At 71.5% G+C, this 23,669-nt stretch carries 24 protein-coding genes; 13 read left to right on the forward strand and 11 right to left on the reverse strand.

Annotated features, from left to right (window positions below; all coding sequences use genetic code 11):
* Positions 1-90: 90 nt before the first annotated feature.
* Entirely contained in the window at positions 91-1,104 is a 1,014-nt protein-coding gene (gene trpS, locus ACIRQH_RS27540; RefSeq protein WP_358821872.1) for a tryptophan--tRNA ligase, read from the forward strand.
* A 214-nt stretch (positions 1,105-1,318) separates the two neighbouring features.
* Positions 1,319-1,906 (forward strand): 2'-5' RNA ligase family protein, encoded by a 588-nt coding sequence (locus tag ACIRQH_RS27545; RefSeq protein WP_358821873.1) that lies wholly within the window; start codon positions 1,319-1,321, stop codon positions 1,904-1,906.
* Positions 1,907-1,972: 66 nt separating this feature from the next.
* On the opposite strand, the gene ACIRQH_RS27550 is transcribed toward ACIRQH_RS27545, so the two are convergent.
* From ACIRQH_RS27550 to ACIRQH_RS27560, 3 genes are all read right to left on the reverse strand, one after another.
* Positions 1,973-2,728, reverse strand: a complete 756-nt coding sequence (locus ACIRQH_RS27550; protein WP_404227292.1) for a decaprenylphospho-beta-D-erythro-pentofuranosid-2-ulose 2-reductase — start codon at positions 2,726-2,728, stop codon at positions 1,973-1,975.
* Between the two features lie 59 nt (positions 2,729-2,787).
* The gene (locus ACIRQH_RS27555; RefSeq protein WP_358821875.1) at positions 2,788-4,137 is read right to left on the reverse strand and encodes an FAD-binding oxidoreductase; all 1,350 of its coding nucleotides are present in this window, start codon (positions 4,135-4,137) and stop codon (positions 2,788-2,790) included.
* A 125-nt stretch (positions 4,138-4,262) separates the two neighbouring features.
* Positions 4,263-4,451 (reverse strand): hypothetical protein, encoded by a 189-nt coding sequence (locus ACIRQH_RS27560; RefSeq protein WP_388869304.1) that lies wholly within the window; start codon positions 4,449-4,451, stop codon positions 4,263-4,265.
* Between the two features lie 30 nt (positions 4,452-4,481).
* On the opposite strand from ACIRQH_RS27560, the gene ACIRQH_RS27565 reads away from it, so the two are divergent.
* From ACIRQH_RS27565 to ACIRQH_RS27580, 4 genes are read left to right on the forward strand one after another with little or no spacing between them, the layout of a single operon-like run.
* Complete coding sequence (locus ACIRQH_RS27565; protein ID WP_388929588.1) at positions 4,482-5,033, forward strand: phosphatase PAP2 family protein; 552 nt, start codon at positions 4,482-4,484, stop codon at positions 5,031-5,033.
* Entirely contained in the window at positions 5,026-5,970 is a 945-nt protein-coding gene (locus ACIRQH_RS27570; RefSeq protein WP_404227296.1) for a decaprenyl-phosphate phosphoribosyltransferase, read from the forward strand. The genes ACIRQH_RS27565 and ACIRQH_RS27570 overlap by 8 nt, the downstream gene beginning before the upstream one ends.
* Entirely contained in the window at positions 5,967-6,491 is a 525-nt protein-coding gene (locus tag ACIRQH_RS27575; protein ID WP_404227298.1) for a GtrA family protein, read from the forward strand. Before ACIRQH_RS27570 ends, ACIRQH_RS27575 begins: the two co-directional genes overlap by 4 nt.
* A complete protein-coding gene (locus tag ACIRQH_RS27580) occupies positions 6,479-7,486 on the forward strand; it encodes a YihY/virulence factor BrkB family protein (RefSeq protein WP_388869312.1) in 1,008 nt (335 codons plus the stop codon). Before ACIRQH_RS27575 ends, ACIRQH_RS27580 begins: the two co-directional genes overlap by 13 nt.
* A gap of 103 nt (positions 7,487-7,589) precedes the next feature.
* On the opposite strand, the gene ACIRQH_RS27585 is transcribed toward ACIRQH_RS27580, so the two are convergent.
* Complete coding sequence (locus ACIRQH_RS27585) at positions 7,590-8,858, reverse strand: D-alanyl-D-alanine carboxypeptidase (protein WP_358816503.1); 1,269 nt, start codon at positions 8,856-8,858, stop codon at positions 7,590-7,592.
* Between the two features lie 112 nt (positions 8,859-8,970).
* Between ACIRQH_RS27585 and ACIRQH_RS27590 the strand changes: the two genes are divergently transcribed.
* From ACIRQH_RS27590 to ACIRQH_RS27600, 3 genes are all read left to right on the forward strand, one after another.
* A complete protein-coding gene (locus tag ACIRQH_RS27590; RefSeq protein WP_358816504.1) occupies positions 8,971-9,213 on the forward strand; it encodes an SCO4848 family membrane protein in 243 nt (80 codons plus the stop codon).
* Positions 9,214-9,227: 14 nt separating this feature from the next.
* Positions 9,228-10,607, forward strand: coding sequence for a metallophosphoesterase (locus ACIRQH_RS27595; protein ID WP_404227302.1), 1,380 nt, complete (start codon positions 9,228-9,230; stop codon positions 10,605-10,607).
* A 145-nt stretch (positions 10,608-10,752) separates the two neighbouring features.
* Complete coding sequence (locus tag ACIRQH_RS27600) at positions 10,753-12,309, forward strand: ABC transporter substrate-binding protein (RefSeq protein WP_404227305.1); 1,557 nt, start codon at positions 10,753-10,755, stop codon at positions 12,307-12,309.
* A 52-nt stretch (positions 12,310-12,361) separates the two neighbouring features.
* On the opposite strand, the gene ACIRQH_RS27605 is transcribed toward ACIRQH_RS27600, so the two are convergent.
* The 3 genes from ACIRQH_RS27605 to ACIRQH_RS27615 form a co-directional block, all read right to left on the reverse strand.
* Complete coding sequence (locus ACIRQH_RS27605) at positions 12,362-14,443, reverse strand: sulfatase-like hydrolase/transferase (protein ID WP_404227307.1); 2,082 nt, start codon at positions 14,441-14,443, stop codon at positions 12,362-12,364.
* A gap of 211 nt (positions 14,444-14,654) precedes the next feature.
* Positions 14,655-16,109 (reverse strand): ATP-binding protein, encoded by a 1,455-nt coding sequence (locus ACIRQH_RS27610; protein ID WP_404227310.1) that lies wholly within the window; start codon positions 16,107-16,109, stop codon positions 14,655-14,657.
* Positions 16,106-16,795, reverse strand: coding sequence for a response regulator transcription factor (locus ACIRQH_RS27615; RefSeq protein WP_081219006.1), 690 nt, complete (start codon positions 16,793-16,795; stop codon positions 16,106-16,108). The genes ACIRQH_RS27610 and ACIRQH_RS27615 overlap by 4 nt, the downstream gene beginning before the upstream one ends.
* 172 nt (positions 16,796-16,967) lie before the next feature.
* On the opposite strand from ACIRQH_RS27615, the gene ACIRQH_RS27620 reads away from it, so the two are divergent.
* Entirely contained in the window at positions 16,968-19,385 is a 2,418-nt protein-coding gene (locus ACIRQH_RS27620) for an MMPL family transporter (protein ID WP_404227565.1), read from the forward strand.
* A gap of 105 nt (positions 19,386-19,490) precedes the next feature.
* Here ACIRQH_RS27620 and ACIRQH_RS27625 read toward each other — a convergent pair whose 3' ends face one another.
* The 4 genes from ACIRQH_RS27625 to ACIRQH_RS27640 form a co-directional block, all read right to left on the reverse strand.
* Positions 19,491-20,246: a TetR/AcrR family transcriptional regulator gene (locus ACIRQH_RS27625; protein ID WP_404227568.1), complete on the reverse strand. Its 756-nt coding sequence runs from the start codon at positions 20,244-20,246 to the stop codon at positions 19,491-19,493.
* Positions 20,247-20,297: 51 nt separating this feature from the next.
* Positions 20,298-20,810, reverse strand: a complete 513-nt coding sequence (locus tag ACIRQH_RS27630) for a DCC1-like thiol-disulfide oxidoreductase family protein (RefSeq protein ID WP_358816509.1) — start codon at positions 20,808-20,810, stop codon at positions 20,298-20,300.
* Positions 20,811-20,815: 5 nt separating this feature from the next.
* The gene (locus tag ACIRQH_RS27635; protein WP_355880529.1) at positions 20,816-21,223 is read right to left on the reverse strand and encodes a hypothetical protein; all 408 of its coding nucleotides are present in this window, start codon (positions 21,221-21,223) and stop codon (positions 20,816-20,818) included.
* Between the two features lie 130 nt (positions 21,224-21,353).
* Positions 21,354-21,764, reverse strand: coding sequence for a VOC family protein (locus ACIRQH_RS27640; RefSeq protein ID WP_358816510.1), 411 nt, complete (start codon positions 21,762-21,764; stop codon positions 21,354-21,356).
* A gap of 387 nt (positions 21,765-22,151) precedes the next feature.
* On the opposite strand from ACIRQH_RS27640, the gene ACIRQH_RS27645 reads away from it, so the two are divergent.
* The 3 genes from ACIRQH_RS27645 to ACIRQH_RS27655 all read left to right on the forward strand — a co-directional run bounded on the left by ACIRQH_RS27645 (position 22,152) and on the right by ACIRQH_RS27655 (position 23,611).
* Complete coding sequence (locus ACIRQH_RS27645; RefSeq protein ID WP_358816511.1) at positions 22,152-22,676, forward strand: TM2 domain-containing protein; 525 nt, start codon at positions 22,152-22,154, stop codon at positions 22,674-22,676.
* Positions 22,669-23,076 (forward strand): DUF2752 domain-containing protein, encoded by a 408-nt coding sequence (locus tag ACIRQH_RS27650; protein ID WP_358816512.1) that lies wholly within the window; start codon positions 22,669-22,671, stop codon positions 23,074-23,076. Before ACIRQH_RS27645 ends, ACIRQH_RS27650 begins: the two co-directional genes overlap by 8 nt.
* Positions 23,077-23,347: 271 nt before the next feature.
* Positions 23,348-23,611, forward strand: a complete 264-nt coding sequence (locus tag ACIRQH_RS27655) for a TM2 domain-containing protein (RefSeq protein ID WP_355880518.1) — start codon at positions 23,348-23,350, stop codon at positions 23,609-23,611.
* Positions 23,612-23,669: the final 58 nt, after the last annotated feature.

The following is a 23,669-nucleotide window of genomic DNA, read 5'->3' on the forward strand; positions in this document are numbered from 1 at the left end:
CACCGCTCGGGGCCCATCGGTTCCCTCTCGTGTCCCCGCTGTTTCCAGCCAGTTCCGGAGCGGGGCCCGGTACCTGAGAGAATGGTGAGCATGGCCTCTGACAGTCCTCGCGTGCTCTCCGGAATCCAGCCCACGGCAGGCTCGTTCCACCTCGGCAACTACCTCGGCGCGGTCCGCCAGTGGGTGGCCCTGCAGGAGTCCCACGACGCGTTCTACATGGTCGTCGACCTGCACGCGATCACGATTCCGCAGGACCCCGCGGACCTGCGGGCCAACACCCGGCTCGCCGCGGCCCAGCTCCTCGCCGCGGGCCTCGACCCGGAGCGCTGCACGCTCTTCGTGCAGAGCCACGTGCCGGAGCACGCGCAGCTCGCGTGGATCATGAACTGCCTGACCGGCTTCGGTGAGGCCTCCCGCATGACGCAGTTCAAGGACAAGTCCGCCAAGCAGGGCGCCGACCGGGCGAGCGTCGGCCTGTTCACGTACCCGATCCTCCAGGTCGCGGACATCCTGCTGTACCAGGCCAACGAGGTGCCGGTCGGTGAGGACCAGCGTCAGCACATCGAGCTGACCCGCGACCTCGCCGAGCGCTTCAACGGCCGCTTCGGCGAGACGTTCACGGTCCCGAAGCCGTACATCCTCAAGGAGACGGCGAAGATCTTCGATCTCCAGGACCCGGCGATCAAGATGAGCAAGTCGGCGTCGACGCCCAAGGGCCTCATCAACCTGCTCGACGACCCGAAGGCGACCGCCAAGAAGGTCAAGAGCGCGGTCACCGACACGGACACGGTCGTCAGGTATGACACGGCGGAGAAACCGGGTATCAGCAACCTGCTGACCATCTACTCGACCCTCACCGGGACCGGTATCGCCGAACTGGAGCAGAAGTACACGGGCAAGGGCTACGGTGCGCTGAAAACGGACCTGGCCGAGGTCATGGTCGACTTCGTGACGCCGTTCCGTGAGCGCACCCAGCAGTATCTGGACGACCCGGAGACCCTCGACTCGATCCTCGCCAAGGGCGCGGAGAAGGCGCGTGCCGTCGCCGCGGAGACGCTCTCCCAGGCGTACGACAAGGTCGGCTTCCTGCCCGCCAAGCACTGACGGACGGGGCCGCCGCAGCGGCGGAGGCCCCCGCCCGTACGACGGCCCCTACCACAGCGCCTTCGGCAGTCAGTACGAGACGAGCGCGACACTCGTACGGCCGCCGATTGAGGGCCTCGCCGCCGTACAGTCGATAGCCGGACAGGCCGTACAACCGTCCCTGTCCGCCCCGCACCACCACCGACCGGACCATGGAACGACGACAGGAGACGACGTGGGGACCGTAACGATCGGCGTGTCGATCGCGGTCCCGGAGCCTCACGGCAGCCTGCTCCAGGAGCGGCGCGCGGGCTTCGGCGACCCCGCGGCTTGCGGCATCCCCACGCACGTCACGCTGCTGCCGCCGACCGAGGTCGAGGAGTCGGCGCTGCCCGCGATCGAGGCGCACCTCCTCGACGTCGCGGCGGCCGGGCGCCCGTTCCCCATGCGACTGTCCGGCACGGGCACCTTCCGCCCCCTGTCGCCGGTCGTCTACGTCCGGGTGGCCGAGGGCACGGAGGCCTGCACCTGGCTCCAGAAGCAGGTCCGGGACGCCTCCGGCCCCTGCGCCCGCGAGCTCCAGTTCCCGTACCACCCGCACGTCACCGTGGCCCACGGCATCGACGACGAGGCGATGGACCGCGCCTTCGAGGCCCTCGCCGGTTACGAGGCCCAGTGGCCCTGCACCGGGTTCGCGCTCTACGAGCAGGGCCCCGACGCGGTGTGGCGCAAGCTCCGCGAGTACGTCTTCGGCGGCGCCGTGGTGCCCCCGCAGGCCTGCCCCTCGGAGCGCGGCACCAACACGACCCTGCCGGCGCTCTAGCGTCCTTCCGCACGCGCGCGTGCCCCCCGGTTCAGGGTTCCGGGGGCGTGGCGCGCCGGGAGTTGCTCAGAGCGGCAGCCGGCGGAACAGCCCGCGCGGCGCGTGCCGCAGCGCGGACATCACGACCCGCAGCGCCCCCGGCACCCACACCGTCTCGGACCGGCGCCGCAGTCCCAGTTCGATCGCGGCGGCCACCGCCTCCGGAGTGGTCGCCAGCGGCGCCTCCGGCAGCCCGGCCGTCATCCGGGTGCGGACGAACCCCGGGCGGACGACCATCACGTGCACGCCCGTGCCGTGCAGGGCGTCGCCGAGCCCTTGCGCGAAGGCGTCCAGACCGGCCTTGCTGGAGCCATAGATGAAGTTCGAGCGGCGGGCACGCTCGCCCGCGACCGAGGACAGCACCACCAGGGAACCGTGCCCCTGCGTCTGAAGGGCCCGCGCGCACACCAGGCCCGAGGAGACGGCCCCCGTGTAGTTGGTCATCGCGACCCGCGCCGCGGCGACCGGCTCCCGCTCGTCCAGCGCCTGGTCACCGAGCACCCCGACCGCCATCAGGACCATGTCGATGTCGCCCTCGGCGAAGACCTTGCCGAGCGCCTCCTCGTGGGACTCCGGATCCATGGCGTCGAAGGCGACCGTACGGGCGTCCGCGCCGAGTGCGCGCAACTGCTCGGCCGCCTTCTCCAGAGCGGGCGTCGGCCGTCCGGCCAGCCACACGGTGCGGGTGCGCCGGACGATCATCCGGCGCGCGGTGGCGAGCGCGATCTCGGACGTGCCACCGAGGATCAGCAGGGACTGGGGGATACCGAATGCGTCCTTCATGACAGCTCCTTGAGACGGGGAACGAAACGACGAGGGGGCGGGGCGGCCGGGAACGCGCCCTACAGGCCCAGGCGGCGGGACAGGTCCGAGGTGAAGACGCCCCGCGGGTCCAGCTCGCGCCGCAGCGAGCGGAACGCGTCCAGCCGGGGGTACATCGCGGCCAGCAGCTCGGGCCGCAGCCGCGCGTCCTTGGCGAGGTAGACGCGCCCGTCGACGCCCGCCACCTCCTCGTCGAGTTCGTCGAGGAAGGCGCCGAGGCCCGGCAGGTTCGCCGGGATGTCGAGGGCGAGGGTCCAGCCGGGCATCGGGAAGGACAGCCAGCCCGGATCGCCCTCCCCGAAGCGCTTCAGGACGGCGAGGAAGGACGGGCACCGGTGCTCGGAGATCCGCCCCACGATGCGCCGCAGGGCCTCCTCCCGCCCGTGCCCGACGACGAACTGGTACTGCACGAACCCGCCGCGCCCGTAGACGCGGTTCCAGTGCGGCACCCCGTCGAGAGGGTGGAAGAAGGTCGGGATGCGCTGGAGTTCGCCGGTACGCGCGCGGGGCGCCTTGCGGTACCAGAGCTCGTTGAAGAGGCCCACCGTCGTCCGGCCGAGGAGCCCCTCCGGTACGAAGGCGGGCGGGGCCGGCAGCCGTGAGGGGCGGAACGCCAGCGGGTGCCGGCGCGCCCGCGGGGGCAGCGCGTTCAGCGGTGCGTGGTCGCCGCGGGTCAGGACCGAGCGGCCCATCGTCGCCCCGCGCGCGAGGAGGTCGATCCAGGCGACCGAGTAGCGGTAGAGGTGGTCGGTGGCGGTCAGCCGGGCCATGAGGTCGTCCAGGTCCACCGCGCGCTCCGTGTCGACGGACATCAGCGCGGTCTCCACCGGCTGGAGGCGGACGGTCGCCGTGAGGATCACGCCGGTCAGGCCCATGCCGCCCGCCGTGGCGTCGAAGAGGGGCTCGCCCTGTCCGACCGTCCGGACCTCCCCGTCCGCGGTGAGCAGCTCGAAGGAGAGCACGTGCCGGGCGAACGAGCCGGACCCGTGGTGGTTCTTGCCGTGGATGTCCGCGCCGATCGCCCCGCCCACGGTCACGTAGCGGGTCCCGGGGGTGACCGGCACGAACCATCCGAGGGGGAGCAGTACCTCCATCAGCCGGTGCAGGGACACCCCGGCGTCGCACAGGACCGTGCCGCCGCCCACGTCGATGGCGTGGATCCGGTCGAGGCCCGTCATGTCGAGCACGGCCCCGCCCGCGTTCTGCGCCGCGTCGCCGTACGCCCGCCCGAGCCCCCGGGCGATCCCTCCCCTGGTCCCGCACTCCCGGACGGCGGTCGCCGCCTCCTCGTAGCTGCGCGGGCGTACCAGACGGGCGGCGGTCGGGGCGGTGCGGCCCCAACCCGTGACGGAGACGGTGTCGGCAGGCATGCCCGTGACCGTAGCGCCGCCAAGGGTGCACACCGGGGCAATCTCCCCAGCCCCTCACGGCTCCTCACCGAAATGGGTGATTAATGGGATGTCGTCCTAGATTGCCGTAATTCTGCGGCTGCTCACTAGAAGAGTGAGATCACATGGACGAACTTGACGACCGTGACGAGATGGATCGGCGGCTTGACGGCCATGGCCACCGTGGTGGCGAGAGAGACCGACCACGCGACGACCATGACGAGCGCGACCGCATGGACCGACAGCGTGACGCCGTCGATCGCCGGCTTGATGACATTGGCCACCTTGATCGTCATCGTGGAGGCATTGACCACTCCCGTGACGCCATGGACCGCGGCACCGACAGCATGGACCGGGGCGGCGACAGTACGGCCTTGCGGCTCGACGGCGTGGACCGGCGGCTGCTGTCCATGATCCACGCCTACGGCGACGACCCGCGCGTCGCGGCCACCGCGCGTGCCCTGTCCTGGAGCGGCGAACACGGCGCGCTCTGGCTCGCCGCCGGACTGGCGGGAGCGGCCGTCGACCGGGAACGCCGAGGCGCCTGGCTGCGCGCGAGCGCCCTCACGGCCACCGCGCACCTCGCGAGCATGGCGGTGAAGCGCATCGTGCGCCGCCCGCGCCCCACCCACGTGACACCACTGGTGCGCACGGCGGGACGGCACTCCTTCCCCAGTTCGCACGCCGCTTCCGCGGTGGCCGCCGCCGTCGCCTTCGGAGCGCCCGTGGCACCCGTCGCCGCGCCGCTCGCCGCCGCGATGTGCCTCTCGCGCCTCGTCGTCGGTGTCCACTACCCGACGGATGTCGCCGCGGGCGCCGCCCTGGGAGCCGCGGCGGCCGGACTGGGCGCCCGGTGGATCGGGGTGCGCCATGGCTGAGCGCACGGCGCTCCTGGAGCGCGCCGCCGCCCTCGCGCCGCCACCGAGAAGCCTGACCGGTCTCGTCCGGGGCCTTCTCGGGACCGCGCGCCCCCGCCAGTGGGTGAAGAACGTGCTCGTCGTGGCCGCCCCGGCCGCCGCGGGCCGGCTGTTCTCCCTCCACGCGCTCGGCCGACTCGCGATCGTCTTCGCCCTGTTCACGGCCTGCGCCGCCGCCGTGTACCTGATCAACGACGCCCGGGACGCCGCCGCGGACCGTGCCCACCCCGTGAAGCGCCACCGCCCGGTCGCCGCGGGCCAGGTCCCCGTCCCCGTCGCCTACGCCGTCGGCGGCACCCTCGCGGTCCTCGCGCCCGCCCTCGCCGCCTGGCTCTGCCCACCGGCCGTCTGCGCGCTGCTGACCGCGTACATCGGCATGCAGCTGGCGTACTGCGTCAGCCTCAAGCACGTGCTCGTCGTGGACCTCGTCGTCGTCACCGCCGGGTTCCTGATGCGCGCGATGGTCGGCGGCCTGGCCCTCGGCATCCCCCTGTCGCGCTGGTTCCTGATCACCACGGGCTTCGGGGCGCTGTTCATGGTGTCGGCGAAGCGATACTCCGAGGCCGTGCAGATGGCCGGGAAAGCGGGCGCCACGCGCGCGTTGCTCACCGAGTACACGACCGGCTACCTGCGTTTCGTCTGGCAGCTGGCGGCCGGAGTGTCCGTCCTCGGCTACTGCCTGTGGGCCCTGGAGGCCGGCAGCGTGCCCAGCACGGACGCGCTGCCCTGGCGCCAGCTGTCCATGGTCGCGTTCATCTTCGCCGTCCTGCGCTACGCCGTGTTCGCCGACCGGGGAACGGCGGGTGAGCCGGAGGACGTGGTCCTGCACGACCGCGCGCTCGCCGTCATCGGCCTCGTGTGGCTCGCGATGTACGGACTCGCGGTGGCGAAGTGGTGAGCGTCGCCGAGCTCCCCGCCGGCCCCGGGCCCGCCGCCCCCGGGGAAGCCGCCGCGGAACCGGACGTCCGAGCGGCCGGCCCGGCCGGACCGGGCCCCCGCGCGCGGTTCCTCCGCGAGGTCGCCGGCTTCGCCACCGCCGGACTCCTCGCCTACGCCGCCGACCTCGGCCTCTTCCTCTGGCTGCGAGGTCCCGCGGATCTGGATCCGCTGACCGCCAAGGCGCTCTCGTTCCTGGCGGGCTGCTCGGTCGCGTACGCCGGGAACGCGCTCGGCACCTACCGGCACGCGGCCCGGGGGTCGCGCCGGTACGCGGTCTTCCTCGCCGTGAACATCGCGGGCGCGCTGGTGCAGCTGCTGTGCATCGCCGTCAGTCACTACGGGCTCGGGTTCACCTCGCGGCGCGCCGACACCGTCTCCGGGGCGGGAATCGGCATGGCGATCGCCACTGTCCTGCGATTTTGGGGTACCCGCACATTGGTTTTCCGAGGCGAGGGCAGAGTCGGATCATGGACTGGCTGAAAAAGATTCCCGGCGTGGGGCCTCTGGTCGTGCGCCTGATGACCACGCACGCGTGGCGCTCGTACGAGCGGCTGGACCGGGTGAAGTGGACGCGGCTCGCCGCGGCGATGACCTTCATCAGCTTCGTGGCCCTCTTCCCGCTGCTGACCGTCGCCGCCGCGATCGGTGCCGCGACGCTGAGCACCCAGCAGCAGAAGGACCTTCAGGACAAGCTCGCCGAGCAGGTGCCGGGAATCTCCGACCAGCTCGACATCAACAGCCTCGTCCAGAACGCGGGCACCATCGGACTCATCGCGGGCGCCCTGCTGCTGGTCACCGGTATCGGCTGGGTCGGCTCGATGCGGGAGTGCCTCCGCGCGGTCTGGGAACTGCCGGACAGCGAGGAGAACCCCTTGCTGCGCAAGGGCAAGGACGGCGGTGTGCTCCTCGGCCTGGGCGGCGCCGTGCTCCTCACCATCGCTGTCTCCACGCTCGCGTCCACGGCGGTGGGCTGGTCGTCGCGACAGATCGGCATCGACGAGAACGGCTGGGGGAGCGTGCTGCTCCAGGCCATCGCCTTCGCGGTGGCCGTCCTCGCCGACTTCCTCGTCCTGCTGTACGTGCTCACGCTGCTGCCCGGTGTCCAGCCGCCGCGGCGCCGGCTGATCGTCGCCTCGCTGATCGGCGCGATCGGCTTCGAACTGCTCAAGCTGCTGCTCAGCGGCTATATGCGGGGCGTGGCCTCGAAGAGCATGTACGGCGCCTTCGGGGTGCCGATCGCGCTGCTCCTGTGGATCAACTTCACCTCGAAACTGCTCCTCTTCTGCTCCGCGTGGACGGCGACGGGGAGCAAGGAGGAGGAGCTGGGACAGGAGGAGGAGCTCGCGGAGGCCGACGCGCCGAGGAAGTCCGGAGAGGACGTGGAGGAGGCCGAGGCGGCCGAGGAGCCCGGCCCGGACGAACCGGCGGCCGGTCCCCGCACGCCGTCCGGCTCGGAGGGCCGCCGGACCGCGTGATCCCCGTGGGGGCGGAACCGTGACGCCCGGGGTACGAGGAAGTCCCGGCGCCTGTCAGGCGCCGGGACTTCCTCGTACCCGGCAGGTCGGCTGCGCCGGCGGGTCAGCTCTTGGAGCGTCCGGGCCAGCGACGGTTCACGAGGTAGAGGCCCGCGGCGAGCAGGACGAGGACGCCGCCCGTGATGGCGAGCGCGATGCCGACACCGCTCGAACCGCCCTTCGCGGAGGCGGAAGAGGCCGTCACGGGCTTCTTCGAGGCGTCCGGGGTGGCTCCGCCCGAGGCCTTCGCGCCCGGCTGCGCGGAGGTGTCGACGCCCTTGGGCGGCACGAGTTCACCCACCGGCTGGGCCTTTCCCGAGGCCTGGAAGCCCCAGTCCAGGAGCCGTGCCGCCTCCTTGTAGACCTCGTTGTGCTCGCTCTTCTCCGGGTTCATGACCGTGACGAGCAGCACCTTGCCGTCCCGTTCCGCGACACCGGTGAACGTGGCACCCGCGTTGGTCGTGTTGCCGTTCTTCACCCCGGCGATGCCCTGGTACGTGGTGACATCGCTGTCACCCGTCAGCAGCCGGTTGGTGTTCTGGATCTCGAAGGACTCGCGGGTCGTCCGGCCCTTCGCGTTCTTGGCCGTCCCGCCGGGGAACTTCGCGCGCACCGTCGAGCAGTACTCCCGGAAGTCCTTCTTCTGCAGACCCGAACGGGCGAACAGCGTCAGGTCGTACGCCGACGACACCTGGCGGCTCGCGTCGTAGCCGTCCGGGCTCACCACGTTCGTGTCGAGCGCCTGGAGGTCCTCGGCGTGCTCCTGCATGTCCCGGACCGTCTGGTCGACGCCCCCGTTCATCGCGGACAGCACGTGCACGGCGTCGTTGCCGGACCGCAGGAAGACACCGAGCCACAGGTCGTGGACCGAGTAGGTCTCGTTCTCCTTTATCCCCACCATGCTGGAGCCCGAGCCGATGCCCGCCAGGTCGGAGGAGACCACCTTGTGCGAGGTGCTCCTCGGGAACTTGGGCAGCAGCGTGTCGGCGAACAGCATCTTCAGCGTGCTGGCCGGGGGCAGCCGCCAGTGCGCGTTGTGCGAGGCGAGGACGTCACCGGACTCCGCGTCGGCGACGATCCAGGAGCGGGCGGTGACGTCCTTGGGCAGCACCGGCACACCGTCGCCGAGGTTCACCTGGCTCCCGGGGAGGCCGAGCTGCTCGCCGCCGACGGTCGACATGTTCGCCGGCGGAGTGGCGGACGGTGAGGCCGACGGGGAGGCCTTGGGGCTCGTGTCGGCGTCCGCGAACGCGGGCGCGGTGAGGGACAGGGTCAACAAGGTGGCTGAAGTGACCAACAGGGATCGCTTGATGGTCTTTTTCGAGGCGGGCACGGTCGAGAAATTACATGGCTGAGGGCGGGAAGTCCCACCGCCGTACGGGGACGTGTCCGCGCCCTCCACACCCCGGCGCCGGGTCGCGGTCGACGACGGCGATACTGAACCCATGAAGCTCAGCCGCCCCATCTCCTGGTTCCTGCTCGCCTTCGGGGTGTGGAGTTGGGTCATTTGGGTCACTTTCATCAAGAACCTGTACAAGGACGGCAGCGGGCTCGCGTTCGACGACGCGGGTGATCCGACGGCCTACTTCTGGGTGCATCTGACCCTGGCCGTCGTCTCCTTTGTCTTGGGGACGGTCGTCGGGGGCATCGGGTTGCGCGGCGTACGCGCTTCGCGCCGGACCTCGTAACGGGGACGGGCGCCATGGTCCTCGTGTTCGTGCTGGTGGGTGTGGCCGCGCTGGCCGTACTCGGTGGGTTCCACTGGTATGCCTGGCGCCGCCTGGTGCGGGACACCACGGCCGGCCCCGGAACGGCCCGCCGTCTGGGTGCCGCCGTCTTCGTCGCCGGACCGCTGCTGATGCTCGGCGCCGTGGTGAGCGAGCGGGCGGGCGCCCCCTTCTGGCTGCAGCGGACCCTGGGCTGGCCCGGGTTCCTGTGGATGGCCCTGGCGGTCTATCTTCTGCTCGCGCTGCTGGTCGGCGAGCTCGTACGGCCTCTCCTCCGACGAGCCCTCGACCGCCGCGCCGCGACACGACGGGCCACCGGAACGGAAGCCGGTGCCGACACCGACACCGACGCCGTGTCGCATGCCACGTCGGCCGGACCGTCCCGCACCCCGGGCGCGCCGGTCCCGAAGGAAGCCGTCCCGAAGGAACCGGCCTCGACGAAGCCCGGTGAGCCCGCCGAGCCCCCCGCTCCGGCCGAGCCGGTCGCACCCGGGGACACGGCGGCCCCCGTGGACGGCCCCCTTGCGGCTCCGTCGCGCCGCCTCTTCGTCTCGCGCGTCGTGGGCGGAGCCGTCGCCGCCGCCGCGGTGGGGACCGTCGGATACGGCACGTACGGCGTGCTGCGCGGGCCCGCGGTGAAGCGGGTCACCGTGCCGCTCGCCAAACTGCCGCGGTCCGCCCACGGGTTCCGGATCGCCGTCGTGAGCGACATCCACCTCGGGCCGGTGCTCGGGCGCGGCTTCGCGCAGAAGGTCGTCGACACCATCAACTCCACGCAGCCGGACCTGATCGCCGTCGTCGGCGACCTGGTCGACGGCAGCGTCAAGAACCTCGGCCCCGCGGCCGCCCCGCTCGCCGGACTGCGGGCCCGGCACGGCGCCTACTTCGTCACCGGGAACCACGAGTACTTCTCCGGGGCCGAGCAGTGGGTCCGGGAGGTACGGGAGCTGGGCATCCACCCCCTGGAGAACGCCCGCACCGAGCTGGCCGGATTCGACCTCGCCGGCGTCAACGACGTACAGGGCGAGAGCGAGGGACACGGTCCCGACTTCGGCAGGGCGCTCGGCGACCGGGACACCGCGCGGGCCTGTGTCCTGCTCGCCCACCAGCCGGTCCAGATCCACGACGCGGTACGCCACGGCGTCGACCTCCAGCTGTCCGGACACACCCACGGCGGACAGCTGTGGCCCGGCAACTTCATCGCGGCCGCCGCCAACCCGACCGTCGCGGGGCTGGAGCGCTACGGCGACACCCAGCTCTACGTCTCCCGGGGCGCGGGCGCCTGGGGGCCGCCGACCAGGGTGGGCGCGCCCTCGGACATCACGGTCGTGGAGCTGGCCTCGCGAGAAGCCTGAGAGCCTGCTGTGAGGCGTCCGCCGAGGCTGCCCGCATCGTTGTCGAACACTCTCCCGAAACCGCCTTCCCTCCGGAAACTCCTGTGATTAGGTGATCCGCGTCACCAGGGGAGTGGCCTGCGGTGGCCTTTGGGGAGGGCAACCGATGCGATCGGTTCGCGTAAGAGTTCTGGCCGTACTACTCGTCCTGGCGGGCGTGGGTGTGGCGGGCTGGCAGCTGCTGCCGAAGAAGGAGAACACCGACCGCACCATCACGGTCGGCACGACGGACGCCGTCACCTCGCTCGACCCGGCGGGTGCCTACGACGCCGGGTCCTGGGCCCTGTTCAGCAACCTGTTCCAGTCGTTGCTGACGTTCGAGCCCGGTGGCGCCGAACCCGTACCGGACGCCGCGAAGCGCTGCGCGTTCTCGGATTCCGGGCTGCGGACCTATCGCTGCACGCTCCGCGACGACGTGACGTTCCCGGGCGGACGCCGGATGACCGCCGAGGACGTGAAGTTCTCCTTCGAACGGGTCAAGCGCATCAACTCCGAGGTGGGGCCCGCCTCCCTGCTGTCGACCCTCGGCAGCGTGGACGCGAGCGGGCAGACCGTCACCTTCCACCTGTCCTCGCCCGACGCCACCTTCCCGTTCAAGGTGGCGACCGGCGCGGGGTCGATCGTCGACCACACCCGCTATCCCAAGCGCGCCCTGCGCACCGGCACCGACGCGGACGGCACCGGCCTGTACACGCTGAAGAAGTACGCGAAGAACCAGCAGGCCGTCCTCACGCCCAACTCCGGCTACGAAGGCGCCGTCAAGGATCTCGGCAAGCCCGTCGTACTGCGCTACTACCCCGACTCGCAGGCCCTGGAGGCCGCCTGGAAGGCGAAGGAGTTCGACGTCGCCGCCCGTCAGCTGCCGCCCGCCATGCTCGCCGGTCTCTCGCCGAGCGACCCGAAGCAGCGGGTCACGGAGGCCGAAAGCGCCGAGACCCGCAACCTCGTCCTGAACGTGCGCGCGTCCTCGCCGCTGCACGATCCGCGGGTCCGCCAGGCCGTCGCCTCGCTGATCGACCGCGAGCAGCTCGTCGGGCGGACGTACAAGGGGACCGCCGAGGCGCTGTACGGGCTGATACCGGCGGGGATCACGGGTCACTCGACGTCCTTCTTCGACGCCTACCCGAAACCGGACGCCAAGAAGGCGCGCGCCCTGCTGACCGAGGCCGGCGTCACGCTGCCCGTGCGGTTCACCTACGGATACGCCGAGGGCCGGGGCGCGGCGGGCGAGGAGGCCGCCGAGCTCAAGCAGCAGCTGGAGGCGGGCGGACTGTTCAAGGTGACGACCAAGGGCTACGAGTGGACGGACTTCCAGAAGCGGTACGCCGAGGGCTCCTTGGACGCCTGGGCGGTCGGCTGGGTCGCCGACTACCCCGACCCCGACACCTTCGGCGCACCGCTCGTCGGCACCGGCAACTCCATGAAGAACGGCTACAGCAGCAAGGACGTCGACCGGCTGATCCGGGAGAGCCAGCAGGAGAAGGACCGCAGCAGGGCGACCGACGCGTTCCGTCACCTCCAGGAGTCCGTCGCACAGGACGTTCCGCTGGTCCCGCTCTGGCAGCGCAAGGACTACGTCCTCAGCAGCGAGGACGTCGGCGGCGGCCAGTACCTGTCCGACGGCACCGGCGTCTTCCGGCTCTGGAGGCTGGTCTGGATCTGACGGCCCCGCCGGCACCCGTGGCGCCGCCGGGGGCGTCGCCACGGGACGGCCGTCAGGAGTGCGGAGTCGATCCGTACGACGTCAGGAAGCGGTCGCGGAACGCGCTCATCTTCCAGACCGGCGCGCCGTGCTCGGGCTGGAGGCCGTCCGTCCAGCCCCAGTCGGCGATCCGGTCGAGCACCTTCGGGTCCTTGGCGACGATCGAGACGGGTACGTCACGGCTGGCGTGGTTGCCGCTGACCCGGGCGATCGGCTGGTGGTCGCCGAGGAAGATCAGCACGGTGTCCTTGCTGCCGTACTTCACCAGGTAGTCGATGAGGCTCGTCACCGAGTACTGGATGGACCTGCCGTACTCCTCCTTCGACTTCTGCGAGCTGGTGATGATGTCCCCGGGCCTCTTGCCGGCCTTCTCGATGGCGTCGTAGACCGATCCGTCGCCGACCTGGTCCTGGGGGACCGTCTTGGGGATGGGGGCCCACGGCTGGTGGCTCGACGTCAGGATGACCGTCGACATGAGCGGCTTGTCGTGCTTCTTGCCGTGCACCAGGCGCTCGAACGCGGTCAGCGCGTACTGGTCGGGCATCGTGGACCAGCTGAACTTCGGGCCCTGGTAGCCGAGGTCGCGGGAGTCGTAGAGCTTGTCGATGCCGTAGAACTTCTGCTCGGGCCACGCCTTCTGGACGCCCGGCATCACGCCGACGGTGTCCCAGTCGCCGGTCTTCTCGAAGGCGCCGGGGAGCGTCAGGTGATCGCCCGCGGTGACGGTGCGGTAGCGCTGCTGGTTGTTGATCCACAGGCCCGACAGGAACGTCGAGTGGCCGAGCCAGCTGCTGCCGCCGTACGTCGCCGACGTGAGCCAGCCGCTCTTCGCCGCGAACCCGGCCCCGGTGAGCTTCTTGTTCTCCGCGGTCAGGGTCGCGTCGACGCCGGGAGCCATCACCGGGTCCTCGATGGCGCTGCGGCCGTAGCTCTCGATGAAGGTGATCATCATGTCCTTGCCGCGCAGATCCGTGAGGAGCTGGTCCGGTGGCGTGTTCGCGAAGGTGTCCTTCTTGGCGATCTTCGCGAACTCGGCCTCGTCCCGGATCGTGTCGCGGACCCGATGCGCCCGGTCCTGGAGGGCCAGCGCGACATGCTCGGAGGCGATGGGCACGCCGGTGACCTGCACGCCGAGCGCCGCGCACGTCACCCAGACGATGGCCGCCACCAGCGTGGCGCGCGTCGCCACCTCGTGGTTGCGGGCCACCAGGTTGCCCAGCCGGACCACCGACAGCGTGATGAGCGCCAGGACGGCGATCACGAGCACCACGGCCAGCACCGCGATGCCGAGCGCTCCGCCCCTGCCGAAGGTGTCCTGGAGGTAGGCCTGCGCGTCGCTGAACAGCGCCCAGTCGAGGACGACGTTGAAGCCCCGGCCCAGGTATTCGTTGAAGCCGACGTCGAGGAGGTTCAGGACGGTCAGGACGCCGAGGGCGAGCCCGGCGACCACGGCGACGGCGATCCGCGGCCTGCGCGGCAGAACGAGCACCAGGGCCGCGCCGAACACGGCCTCCACCGGCACGCGCAGGAACTGTGCCGGGTGGAACTGGTCCGCGTGGCTGGGCATGAGCAGCGCGAACAGCACGAGCGCGGCGGCGAGACCGGTCACCGTCCACGCGAGGACGCGAGCGACGACCGGATACCGCCTCCGCAGCCATCCACCCGCGGCAGCCGCCTCTCCAGCACTCCCGCCATCGCTCCCGTCAGCTGCCGGTACCGGGCCCGCATCCCTCTCCACACCCTCGCCCCCGTTGCCGCCCGGGCCCGAGGGGCTCGCGGGGTCCGCGTCCCGGCGCCCGTCTCCGTCGTCGCCGCCGTCTCCGTCGTCCGCGGCTTCCCCGCCGCCGGACGCTTCGGTGTGCTCCTCGGTCGCCGGGGAGGACGCTTCCCGCTCACCCTCCGGGACGGCTGCGTCCGGCCCCGGCTCGGTGTCGGTCGCGTCGTGTGCCGGCTCTGCGGCCGAGGGCGTTCGCTCGCCGTCGGGGACAGGCGTGGTCTGCTCGGGCCCGGGGGAGGGTGCGCCCGGTTCGGGCGTCTCCGGTTCCGGCGTCCCGTCCGTGTTCGGCAGCTGTCGAGAGCTCGATGTGAACGACAACCCGGCGGTCCTTCCGTGCGCGGCGCGGTGGTGGCGTGACGGACCGGGGCGTGGAGACCGATGCCGCCTTCAGCGTGGTGTACGGGACCGTGCGGGCCGGTGTTCAATCGCCCGGGTCAGCATCTGCCCAAGTCCGTTCCCGCAGGTCACAGCAGTACCGAAGAGGTGCCTCAGCCCCGGCGGGCGCGACGCGCCCGCGGACACCGCCGCCTCACCGCACCGGCAGGGTCACCGTCACGTCGAGACCTTCGCCGGGGGCCGTGCGCACGGCGACGCCGCCCCCGTGGGCCGTCACCACGCCGTGCACGATGGCCATGCCGAGCCCGCTGCCCGCGCCGCCGCCCGCCCGGAAGAAGCGGTCGAAGACACGCGTCGCGTCCTCCTCGGCGAGCCCGGGACCCTTGTCCGCGACACACAGCCGTACGACACCGTCCGCGCGCTCCAGCCCGATCCGCACCGGCACGTCGGCGGGCGTATGGGTGCGTACGTTGCCCACGAGGTTTCCCAGCACCTGTCGCAGCCCGGACTCGTCGGCCTGGACGAGCAGGGTGCCTTCGGCGTCCACGGTCACCGGACGGCCGGGCTGCTGGGCACGCAGGTCCTCGGCGGCGTCCCGCACCAGCCGGCTCAGGTCGACGCTCCGGAAGCGCAGTTCCGGCCGCTGGTCGAGCCGGGCCAGTGTGAGGAGTTCGTCGACGAGGCGGCTCATGCGGTCGGCCTCGCCGTTCATCCGGTCCCAGGCGCGTCTGCGCTCGACGGGGTCGGTGAGCATCCCCTTGTCGTACAGCTGGAGGTATCCGCGTATCGCCGCCAGCGGGGTGCGCAGTTCGTGCGAGGCGTCGCCGACGAACCGGCGCAGCTGGGCGGTGCTGCGCTCGCGGGTCCGGTGGGCCGACTCGACCTGCTGGAGCATGGAGTTGAGGGCGAGCCGAAGCTGTTCGACCTCCTGGGTCGGGCGGTGGCTGGAGGGCACGCGCCGGGTGAGGTCGCCGTCGGCGATGGCCGACGAGGTCTCCACCATGGCCTCCAGCGGCAGCATCCTGCGGCGCACGCTGAACATGGTGAGGCAGGCGAGAAGCGCCAACAGCAGGGTGCCGACGGTCAGATCGAGCTTGAGGGCCTTCGCGATGCCCTTGTGCAGTCCGTCGGTCGAGGAGGCGAACAGGACGTACGTGCCGTCGGCGAGGCGGGCCCCGGTCGCCCGGTAGTCGGCGCCGTGGACGGTGATGTCGTGCGGGTCACCGTCGCGGGCGAGTGCTCCGGGTTCGTCCACGGTGGCGGCGAACGCGCGCTGTGTGTCGGTGGGTTCGAAGCCGGCGACCTCGACGGCCCGGCCGTGCCGGTCGACGGCGGCGAAGAGCGAGTCCGGTTTGGGCGACTCGTCCACAACGGGCCCGATCCGGTCCCGGACGAAGGCCAGGGCGGTCAGCGAGTCGATCTGGCTCATGGTGAGCCGGGATACGCCCAGCGACTCGCGGGTCTTGGCGAGTTGGGCGTCCACCTGGTCGAGCAGATAGTGCCGCATGCCCATCAGGCTCACGGCGGTCGCCGTCACGATGCCGAGGGCGAGGAGCGCGACGTTCGCGAGCGTGAGCTGGCCGCGGAGCGAGTGGACGCCGTGCCGGCGGCGCGGGCGGGGGAGCGAGGGCCGTGCGGGCGGCCTCATGCGAGTCCGTATCCGACGCCCCGCCGGGTCTGGATCACCGGTGGCCCCAGCGGTTCGAGCTTGCGCCGCAGATAGCTGATGTACGTCTCCACGACCGTGGACTCGGCGGGGTGCTCGTACTGCCAGACGTGGCGCAGGAGTTGCTCCTTGGGCACGATCCGCCCGCCGTTGCGGACGAGGAAGCGCAGCAGGGCGTACTCGGTGGGGGTGAGCTCGACGGTGGTGCCCGCGCGGTGCACGCGGTACGTCGTCTCGTCCAGCTCCAGATCGCCGTACCGCAGGGGCGGGCGCTGTGGCAGGACGTCGTCGGGCCGCGTCCGGCGCAGCACGGCGGTGATGCGGGCGACGACCTCGTCGATGTTGAACGGCTTGGTGATGTAGTCGTCGCCGAAGCCGAGCGCGCCGACGATCTCGGCGGGCGCGTCCCGCGCGGTGAGGAACACGATGGCCAGTCCGGGGCGGCGCGCCCGCAGTTCACGGCCGAGGGCCCGGCCGTCGCCGTCCGGCAGCATGATGTCGAGCAGAGCCGCGTCGGGGCGGGTGCGCTCGGCGAGTTCGAGGGCCTCGCGGACGGTCCCGGCGGCCATCACCTCGAACCGGTGGTAGCGCAGCGCGATCGTGAGGACGTCGGCGATGCTCGGCTCGTCCTCGACGACGAGGACGGTGGATCCCTCGTGTGCGCTCATGCCCCCAGTATCGGCGGGGCCGACGCCAGCGGGGGCGGTTCCCCCTTTGGAGTTCCTTGAGAGTCATGGGCGCGTCGTGTCCCGGGGCGTGCGGCGCCGTCGATCCTGGTGAGCAGGACCTGGGGGACCGACCGATCGACCTACCGGATAAGGAGCGTTGAGCGTGGCGGCATTGGCACGTTGGTGCTATCGGCATCGGCTGGTGGTCCTGTTGCTGTGGGTGGGCGCACTGTTCGGTCTGGGCTTCGCGGCGACCACCGCGGGCACGGACTACGCGAACGTGTTCTCCCTCCCGAACACGGACTCCAAGCGCGCGTACGACCAGATGGAGAAGGCCTTCCCGGAGAGCGCGGGGGACACCGACACGGTGGTGTGGAAGGTCGACGAGGGGACGGTCGGGGACGCGTCCGTCCGTTCCCGGATCCAGCCCGCGCTGGACGAGATCGCCGGCATGAAGGGCGTCGGCGCGGTCGCGGGACCGTACGAGGGGAAGCGGGGCGCGGCGCAGATCAGCCGGAACGGCGAGATCGCGTACGCCCAGGTCACCTTCACCGAGCAGGCGGACGCCGTACCCAAGGAGCTGGTCCAGGACGTCCTCGACACCGCCCGGGACGCCGGACGGGACGGCCTGCGGGTCGAGTTGGGCGGTCAGGCGATCCAGCGGGTGCAGGAACCGCCCACCGGGCTCGCCGAGATGGTCGGCATCCTGGCCGCGGCCCTGGTCCTCTTCCTCGCGTTCGGCTCGCTCTTCGCGATGCTGCTGCCCATCGGCATCGCCGTCTTCGGTGTCGGTACGGGCCTGTTCTCGACGCAGTTGCTCAGCCACAGCACCGACATCCCGGACCTGGCACCGCTGTTGGCGACCCTGATCGGCCTCGGCGTCGGCATCGACTACGCGCTGTTCATCGTCACCCGGCACCGACGGGGCATCCTGCGCGGCATGGAGCCGGAGGAGTCGGCGGTCACCGCCCTCAACACCTCCGGCCGGGCCGTGCTGTTCGCGGGCGGCACGGTGTGCATCGCGCTCGCCGGCATGCTCGTGACGAACCTGCGCTTCCTGGACGGCGTGGTCATCGGGACGTCCCTCACCGTCGTGTTCAGCGTTCTCGCGGCCACCACCCTGCTGCCGGCGCTGCTGGGCCTGCTCGGCGTACGGGTGCTCAGCCGCCGCCAGCGGCGCCGGCTCGCCGAGCGGGGCCCCGAGCAGGAGCGGACGAGCGGCGCCGCGGCCCGCTGGTCCTCGACCGTTCAGCGCCGCCCCCGGACGATCGCCGCCGTCGCCGTGGTCGTCATGGCGATCCTCGCGATCCCCGTCCTGTCGCTGCGCCTCGGCGCCACCGACCAGGGCAACGACGACGCCACGACCACCACCAGGAAGGCCTACGACCTGCTCGCCGAAGGCTTCGGGCCCGGCTTCAACGGGCCCCTGCAGGTGGTGGTGACCGCCGGTGACACGGACGCCCTGGTGAAGGGCATCGACGGCACGGACGGCGTGGCCCGGGTCGCCGCGCTGCCGCCCGCGCACGGCGTGACGGTCATCCAGGTCGTGCCGACGACGTCACCGCAGTCGCAGCGGACCGACGAGCTCATCGACACCCTGCGGGACCGGGTGATCCCCGACGCGGGCGCGACGGCGCACGTCGGCGGTGTCACCGCCGTGTCGAAGGACTTCGCCACGATCACCGGCGACCGGCTGCCGTACTTCGTCGCCACGATCATCGGCCTCGGCTTCCTGCTCCTGCTGGTCGCCTTCCGCTCGCTGGTGGTCCCGCTGACGGCCGCGCTGATGAACCTGATCGCCGCCGCCGCGTCCTTCGGCGTCCTCACCGCGGTCTTCCAGTGGGGCTGGGGCCTGGAGCTCCTCGGCCTCGGCAAGGAGGGCCCGATCAACGCGTTCCTGCCCGTCATCATGCTCTCGCTCCTCTTCGGACTCTCCATGGACTACCAGGTGTTCCTGGTGAGCCGCATGCACGAGGAATGGGTGCACACCAAGGACAACGCGCGGGCGGTGCGAGTCGGTCTGGCAGAGACCAGCCGGGTCATCAACTCCGCCGCGCTGATCATGGTCTGCGTCTTCCTGGCCTTCGTCCTGAGCGGCGACTCGGGAGCCGCGATGGCGGGTGTCGGGCTCGCCGCCGCGGTCGCGCTGGACGCCTTCATCCTTCGTACGGCCCTGGTGCCGGCCGCGATGCACCTGCTCGGCAACTCCAACTGGTGGCTGCCCGCGGGGCTGGAGAAGCGGCTGCCGCACCTGGCGGTCGAAGCGGCCGAGGCGCCGCCCGCCGAGGAGCCCGCCCCCGTCGGGGGCGGCGCGAACGTCGTCCACGGCCTGGTCCGCGACGCGGAGGGTGTGCCCGTCGACGGCGCGGTCCTCACCCTGCTGTCCAAGGGCGGCCGTCAGCTCGACCGCGTGACCTCGCTGGCCGACGGCTCGTACATCGTCTCGGTCCCTTCGCCCGGCACGTACCTGCTCTCGGCGACGTCCCGTTCGTACGGGGCGCGGGCCCGGCACGTCGTGGTGGCCGACGAGCCGCTGGTGCACGACGTGGAGCTGACGGCGGGCGAGGTGGACGCCGACGCGGTCAACTGAGGCCGCGGGCAGCCGCGAACCGAGTGTGTAAGGGGTTCCCGCCATGGACGGGCGCCCCTTACGCCTTTCCCCCGGCGGCCTCTCGGGTCAGCCTCCGGCCGCCCCTCAGGTCTCCTTCTTGCCCTGCTTCTTCGCAGGGTCGGACAGCGCCTTCGTCATCCCCGGCAGGAAGTCCGTGAACAGCTCGTGCACCTCGTGGACGAGGGGACGCAGCAGGCGGAACCGGGCCAGTGAGACACCGCGCGCGGTCAGCCGCGCACCGCGCTCGGCGAGCCGGTAGCTGCGCTCGCGGCCCTCCGTACGGTCGAAGACCCAGTACAGGACGAGCCCCATCTGGGAGAGCCACATCAGCTCGGGGAGGATCTCGCGCAGTTCCTCGGGCACCTTCGTCTTCGCCCCGGCGAGCACCTCCTTGTGGACGCTGATGGCCTCCGCGCGCGCGTGCTCCGACTCGGGGGAGAAGGGGCTGAGCGGGCTGTCCGGGTCCGCGGCGTTCTTGAAGAACTGCACCGCGAACTCGTGGAACGGCGTGGCGATGTCCAGCCACGCCTTCAGCACCCCGCCCAGCCGGGCCTCCAGGTCGGTCTCACGGTCCAGCACCTCGCGGACGGCCTCCTGGTGCTCGCCCGCGATCCGGTCGTAGAAGCCCTGGATCAGGTGCTCCTTGCCGGCGAAGTAGTAGTACGCGTTCCCGACCGAGACCCCGGCCTCCTGAGCGATGGCCCGCATGGTCGTCTTGTCGTAGCCCCGCTCCTGGAACAGCCGCATCGCCGTCTCCAGGATCAGGGCCCGGGTCTGCTCGCTCTTGCCGGGGCTCCTGCCCGCGTCCTTGCCCGCGGGGGCCGGGGAGGTGGAGGGCACGGAGGACTCGCTGGGGACGGGGCTGTCTGTCGGTGCTGGCACGGGACGAGCCTAACGAGTGGGAGCGGGGGAACATCCGCCGCTGTCGCAGGGCGGCGCGTACGTCCAGCCCGCCGCCGGCTCGTAGCTCCACCCGTCGCCCCAGTGATAGGCCCCGCCGCCCCACCGCTCGGACCGCTGGGCCTCGCGCCACTTGGCGGCGGCGAGGACGGCACCCCGGGCGAACTTCGCCCCGGTGGGAGTGCTCAGCCGGTGGGCCAGCGGCCGGTACTCGCGCAGCGCCCACAGGGTGACGATCCAGGCGGCCGCTCCCTGGTAGACCTGGCCGGCGTCCCCCACGACGGTGATCTCGCTCAGCGTGGCGCGGTGGTCGAGCCGGGGGAAGCGCCGCCGGGCCTCCTCCGAGGCGACCGGCACGAGCCGGAGGGGGACCAGCTGCGCCTGCCGGGCGAGCCAGTCCTTGAGGAAGGCGCACAGCGAGCAGCGCGGGTCGTAGAGGACGGTGAGCCCGCGGACCGGGACGCGCGCGGCGTCCCGGTCCGGGCCGGCCTGGGTGCCGGGCACCGGTCTCACACCCCGGCCGCGGGCGCGGCCCAGTCCGTCGGCCGCACCGGCGGGACCTGCTCGCGCTCCATGACACCCCGGCGGCGGATCTTGTTGAGCACGTACACGTTGCCCAGGTGCATGACGCCGAGCACCAGCAGGACGACGCCCAGCTTGGTCGAGAGGGCCTCGAAGATCTCGCGGGCGTTGGAGATCTCGTCGCTCTGGTGCAGGTAGAGCGCGACGAAGCCCAGGTTGACCAGGTAGAAGCCCACCACCAGAAGGTGGTTGACCGCGTCGGCGAGCTTCTCGTTCCCGTGCAGGACGTCCGACAGGAAGATCCGCCCGTTCGTGCTCAGCGTGCGGGCCACCCAGACCGTCAGCGCGATGCTGACGAGCAGGTAGATGACGTACGCGACGACTGTGAGATCCATGTCCCCACCCCTTCTTGAACGCGTTCAAAACGCTGTCAGGAATGAATGTAGACCTGCTTTTGAACATGTTCAAGTGGGATCCGGACAGACCCCTGCCCCGGAGCCCGGCCGCGGACCGCCGTCCCGACTCTCAGGCCCTGCGCGCGAGTTCCGGGCGCTTGGTGTAGTCCGTCAGGCCGATGACGTTGCCCCAGGGGTCGGCGAACTCGACTGTCCAGCCGGTGGCGACGGAGAAGGGCTCGTCGAGCGGCGGGATGCCCGCCGCCGCCAGGGCGCGGGCCGCGGACCGGGCGTCCGGCACCTCCAGCCACAGCCGCGGCGACGCCCACGGCGGCGGCCGGTGGCTCAGCTCGTCGTCCAGGCGCAGCAGCACCCCGGGCGTCTCCTTGCCGATCTTCAGCAGGGCGATCCCGGCCTCGTCGAGCCGGAAGGCCAGCGGGAAGCCGGCCCGCTCGTAGAAGCCGACCGCCTCGCCGAGGTTCCCGACGACCAACAGCACGTTGTCGAGCCCGAGCAGCTCGTATGACACGTCATCTGACATGCCATCAGATTAGGCAGGGGCGGGGACGGTCGCCGCGGGCCGGACCGCGGGCCGAACATGTGATCACCCGTTGAGGCGATACGGGCCACCGGGACGGGGCGGGGCGGGACGGGACGGGACGGGACGGGGCGGACGGCGGCCGCGGTGCGACGCTCGGTCGCACGGCCGGTGGTCAGTGCTGGCTCGTAGATCCGTCGGCACGGCCATGGTGACGTTCGTCGACGAGACGTGAAGGGCGAGCGCCATGCGCACAAGATCCAGGCCGGAGCCCATGGGGCGAACCCACTTCTCCGCCCGGGCCTCCTCCTGCAAGATGGCCTGACCGATCTTCGCCTTTCGCATCCCAGTCCCGCGCCGTCCCGTGCGGGCACACCAGGAGTCAGCGCCTTGACCGACCAGCCGCAGCAGCCGCCGCAGCCCCCGAACCAGCCGCCCGGCTACGGCTACCCGAACGCCGGAGCGACCCCGCCCGGCGGCACCGGCCCCTACGACGCCGGACAGCCCGGCCCGTACGCCCAGCAGGGCCCCTACGACAACCCGGGCCAGTACGGCCACCCCGGGCCCGGCTACGCGGGGCCGGGCGGCTACGCGGGACCGGGTGGTTACCCGGGGCCGGGCGGCTACCCGGGCGGTCCGGTCCCGCCCGGCACCTACACCGGCGACCCGAACGCCCCGTACGGCTACGACCCCTACGGCCGCCCGTACTCCGAGAAGTCGAAGATCGTCGCCGGCGTCCTCCAGCTCACCCTGGGCAGCCTCGGCATCGGACGCTTCTACATGGGCAACGTCGGCATCGGCATAGCCCAGCTGCTCACCTGTGGCGGCCTGGGCGTCTGGGCCCTGATCGACGGCATCATGCTGCTCGTCGGCAACAGCGCCACCGACTCCGACGGCCGGGTCCTGCGTGGCTGACTCCGTCGCGGCGCGCAGGGTCGCGCTGCGGCACCCGGCGGCGGCACCTCTCGCGGTGCTCGCCGCCGGGACGGCCGGGGCCGGCTACCTCTACGTCACCGATCCGCACGAGCCGGGCCATCTGCTGCCCGCGTGCCCCTTCCGGTGTCTCACCGGCCTGCTCTGCCCCGCCTGCGGCGGTACCCGCATGGTCTACGACCTGATGCACGGCCACGTCGCCGCCGCCTGGTACGACAACAGGCTGCTGCTCCTCGCCGCGCCGTTCGCCCTCACCCTGCTGGCGCGCTGGATGGTCCAGGGCCTGCGCGGACGCCACTGGCGCCCCGAACTGAAGCCGCGCACCCAGGCGTTGGTGCTGCTGACCGCGGTGGCCTGGGCGGTGCTCCGCAACGTCGTCTAGCCGGGGCGCGGTTGCCCCGCCCCGGTGGGCGGTGACGCCGTGCTGTGGACCGCCCCCTGAGCGGGTGTCACGAAGGAGCGGATCATGATCACGGAATGAGCAAGATTGATCAATTTCTCTCCCATTAAGTGCATGAATCTCCGTACGCTCCGACGGCACAGGGGGGACGACGTGCACGCCGTCCATGGGCGATCTCTGCCATGGGACCCCTCCTGGGCGCTCACCGGAGCGACCCGCTCCGGCCGCCTTCAGTCATCCAGGAGCAGTACTCATGACCGTCCCCACCCCTGACGCGCCCTACGGCTACGACCCGCAGGGCCGTCCCTACTCCGACAAGTCCAAGGTGATCGCCGGAGTTCTCCAGCTGTTCCTGGGCGGATTCGGCGCGGGCCGCTTCTACGTCGGCTCCACCGGTGTCGCCATCGCCCAGCTCTTCACCTGCGGCGGCCTCGGCATCTGGGCCCTGATCGACGCGATCCTGTTCTTCACGAGCAACGACCGCACCGACAAGCAGGGCCGCGTCCTGCGCGGCTGACGGCATGCGGAAGGGCCCCGCTCCCGAGTGGGGAGCGGGGCCCTTCGGCCGTGCGTGG

The organism is Streptomyces sp. NPDC102279 (genome assembly GCF_044766365.1).
Taxonomy (GTDB): domain Bacteria; phylum Actinomycetota; class Actinomycetes; order Streptomycetales; family Streptomycetaceae; genus Streptomyces.

Bases quoted from the DNA above. Each gene is read 5' to 3' on its own strand.
- trpS (WP_358821872.1), top strand. From the start codon at position 91: ATGGCCTCTGACAGTCCTCGCGTGCTCTCCGGAATCCAGCCCACGGCA.
- ACIRQH_RS27550 (WP_404227292.1), bottom strand. From the start codon at position 2,728: ATGAAGGACGCATTCGGTATCCCCCAGTCCCTGCTGATCCTCGGTGGC.
- ACIRQH_RS27555 (WP_358821875.1), bottom strand. From the start codon at position 4,137: ATGCCTGCCGACACCGTCTCCGTCACGGGTTGGGGCCGCACCGCCCCG.
- ACIRQH_RS27560 (WP_388869304.1), bottom strand. From the start codon at position 4,451: ATGACGATCAAGGTGGCCAATGTCATCAAGCCGGCGATCGACGGCGTC.
- ACIRQH_RS27565 (WP_388929588.1), top strand. From the start codon at position 4,482: ATGGACCGCGGCACCGACAGCATGGACCGGGGCGGCGACAGTACGGCC.
- ACIRQH_RS27570 (WP_404227296.1), top strand. From the start codon at position 5,026: ATGGCTGAGCGCACGGCGCTCCTGGAGCGCGCCGCCGCCCTCGCGCCG.
- ACIRQH_RS27580 (WP_388869312.1), top strand. From the start codon at position 6,479: ATGGACTGGCTGAAAAAGATTCCCGGCGTGGGGCCTCTGGTCGTGCGC.
- ACIRQH_RS27590 (WP_358816504.1), top strand. From the start codon at position 8,971: ATGAAGCTCAGCCGCCCCATCTCCTGGTTCCTGCTCGCCTTCGGGGTG.
- ACIRQH_RS27595 (WP_404227302.1), top strand. From the start codon at position 9,228: ATGGTCCTCGTGTTCGTGCTGGTGGGTGTGGCCGCGCTGGCCGTACTC.
- ACIRQH_RS27600 (WP_404227305.1), top strand. From the start codon at position 10,753: ATGCGATCGGTTCGCGTAAGAGTTCTGGCCGTACTACTCGTCCTGGCG.
- ACIRQH_RS27610 (WP_404227310.1), bottom strand. From the start codon at position 16,109: ATGAGGCCGCCCGCACGGCCCTCGCTCCCCCGCCCGCGCCGCCGGCAC.
- ACIRQH_RS27615 (WP_081219006.1), bottom strand. From the start codon at position 16,795: ATGAGCGCACACGAGGGATCCACCGTCCTCGTCGTCGAGGACGAGCCG.
- ACIRQH_RS27635 (WP_355880529.1), bottom strand. From the start codon at position 21,223: ATGGATCTCACAGTCGTCGCGTACGTCATCTACCTGCTCGTCAGCATC.
- ACIRQH_RS27640 (WP_358816510.1), bottom strand. From the start codon at position 21,764: ATGTCAGATGACGTGTCATACGAGCTGCTCGGGCTCGACAACGTGCTG.
- ACIRQH_RS27655 (WP_355880518.1), top strand. From the start codon at position 23,348: ATGACCGTCCCCACCCCTGACGCGCCCTACGGCTACGACCCGCAGGGC.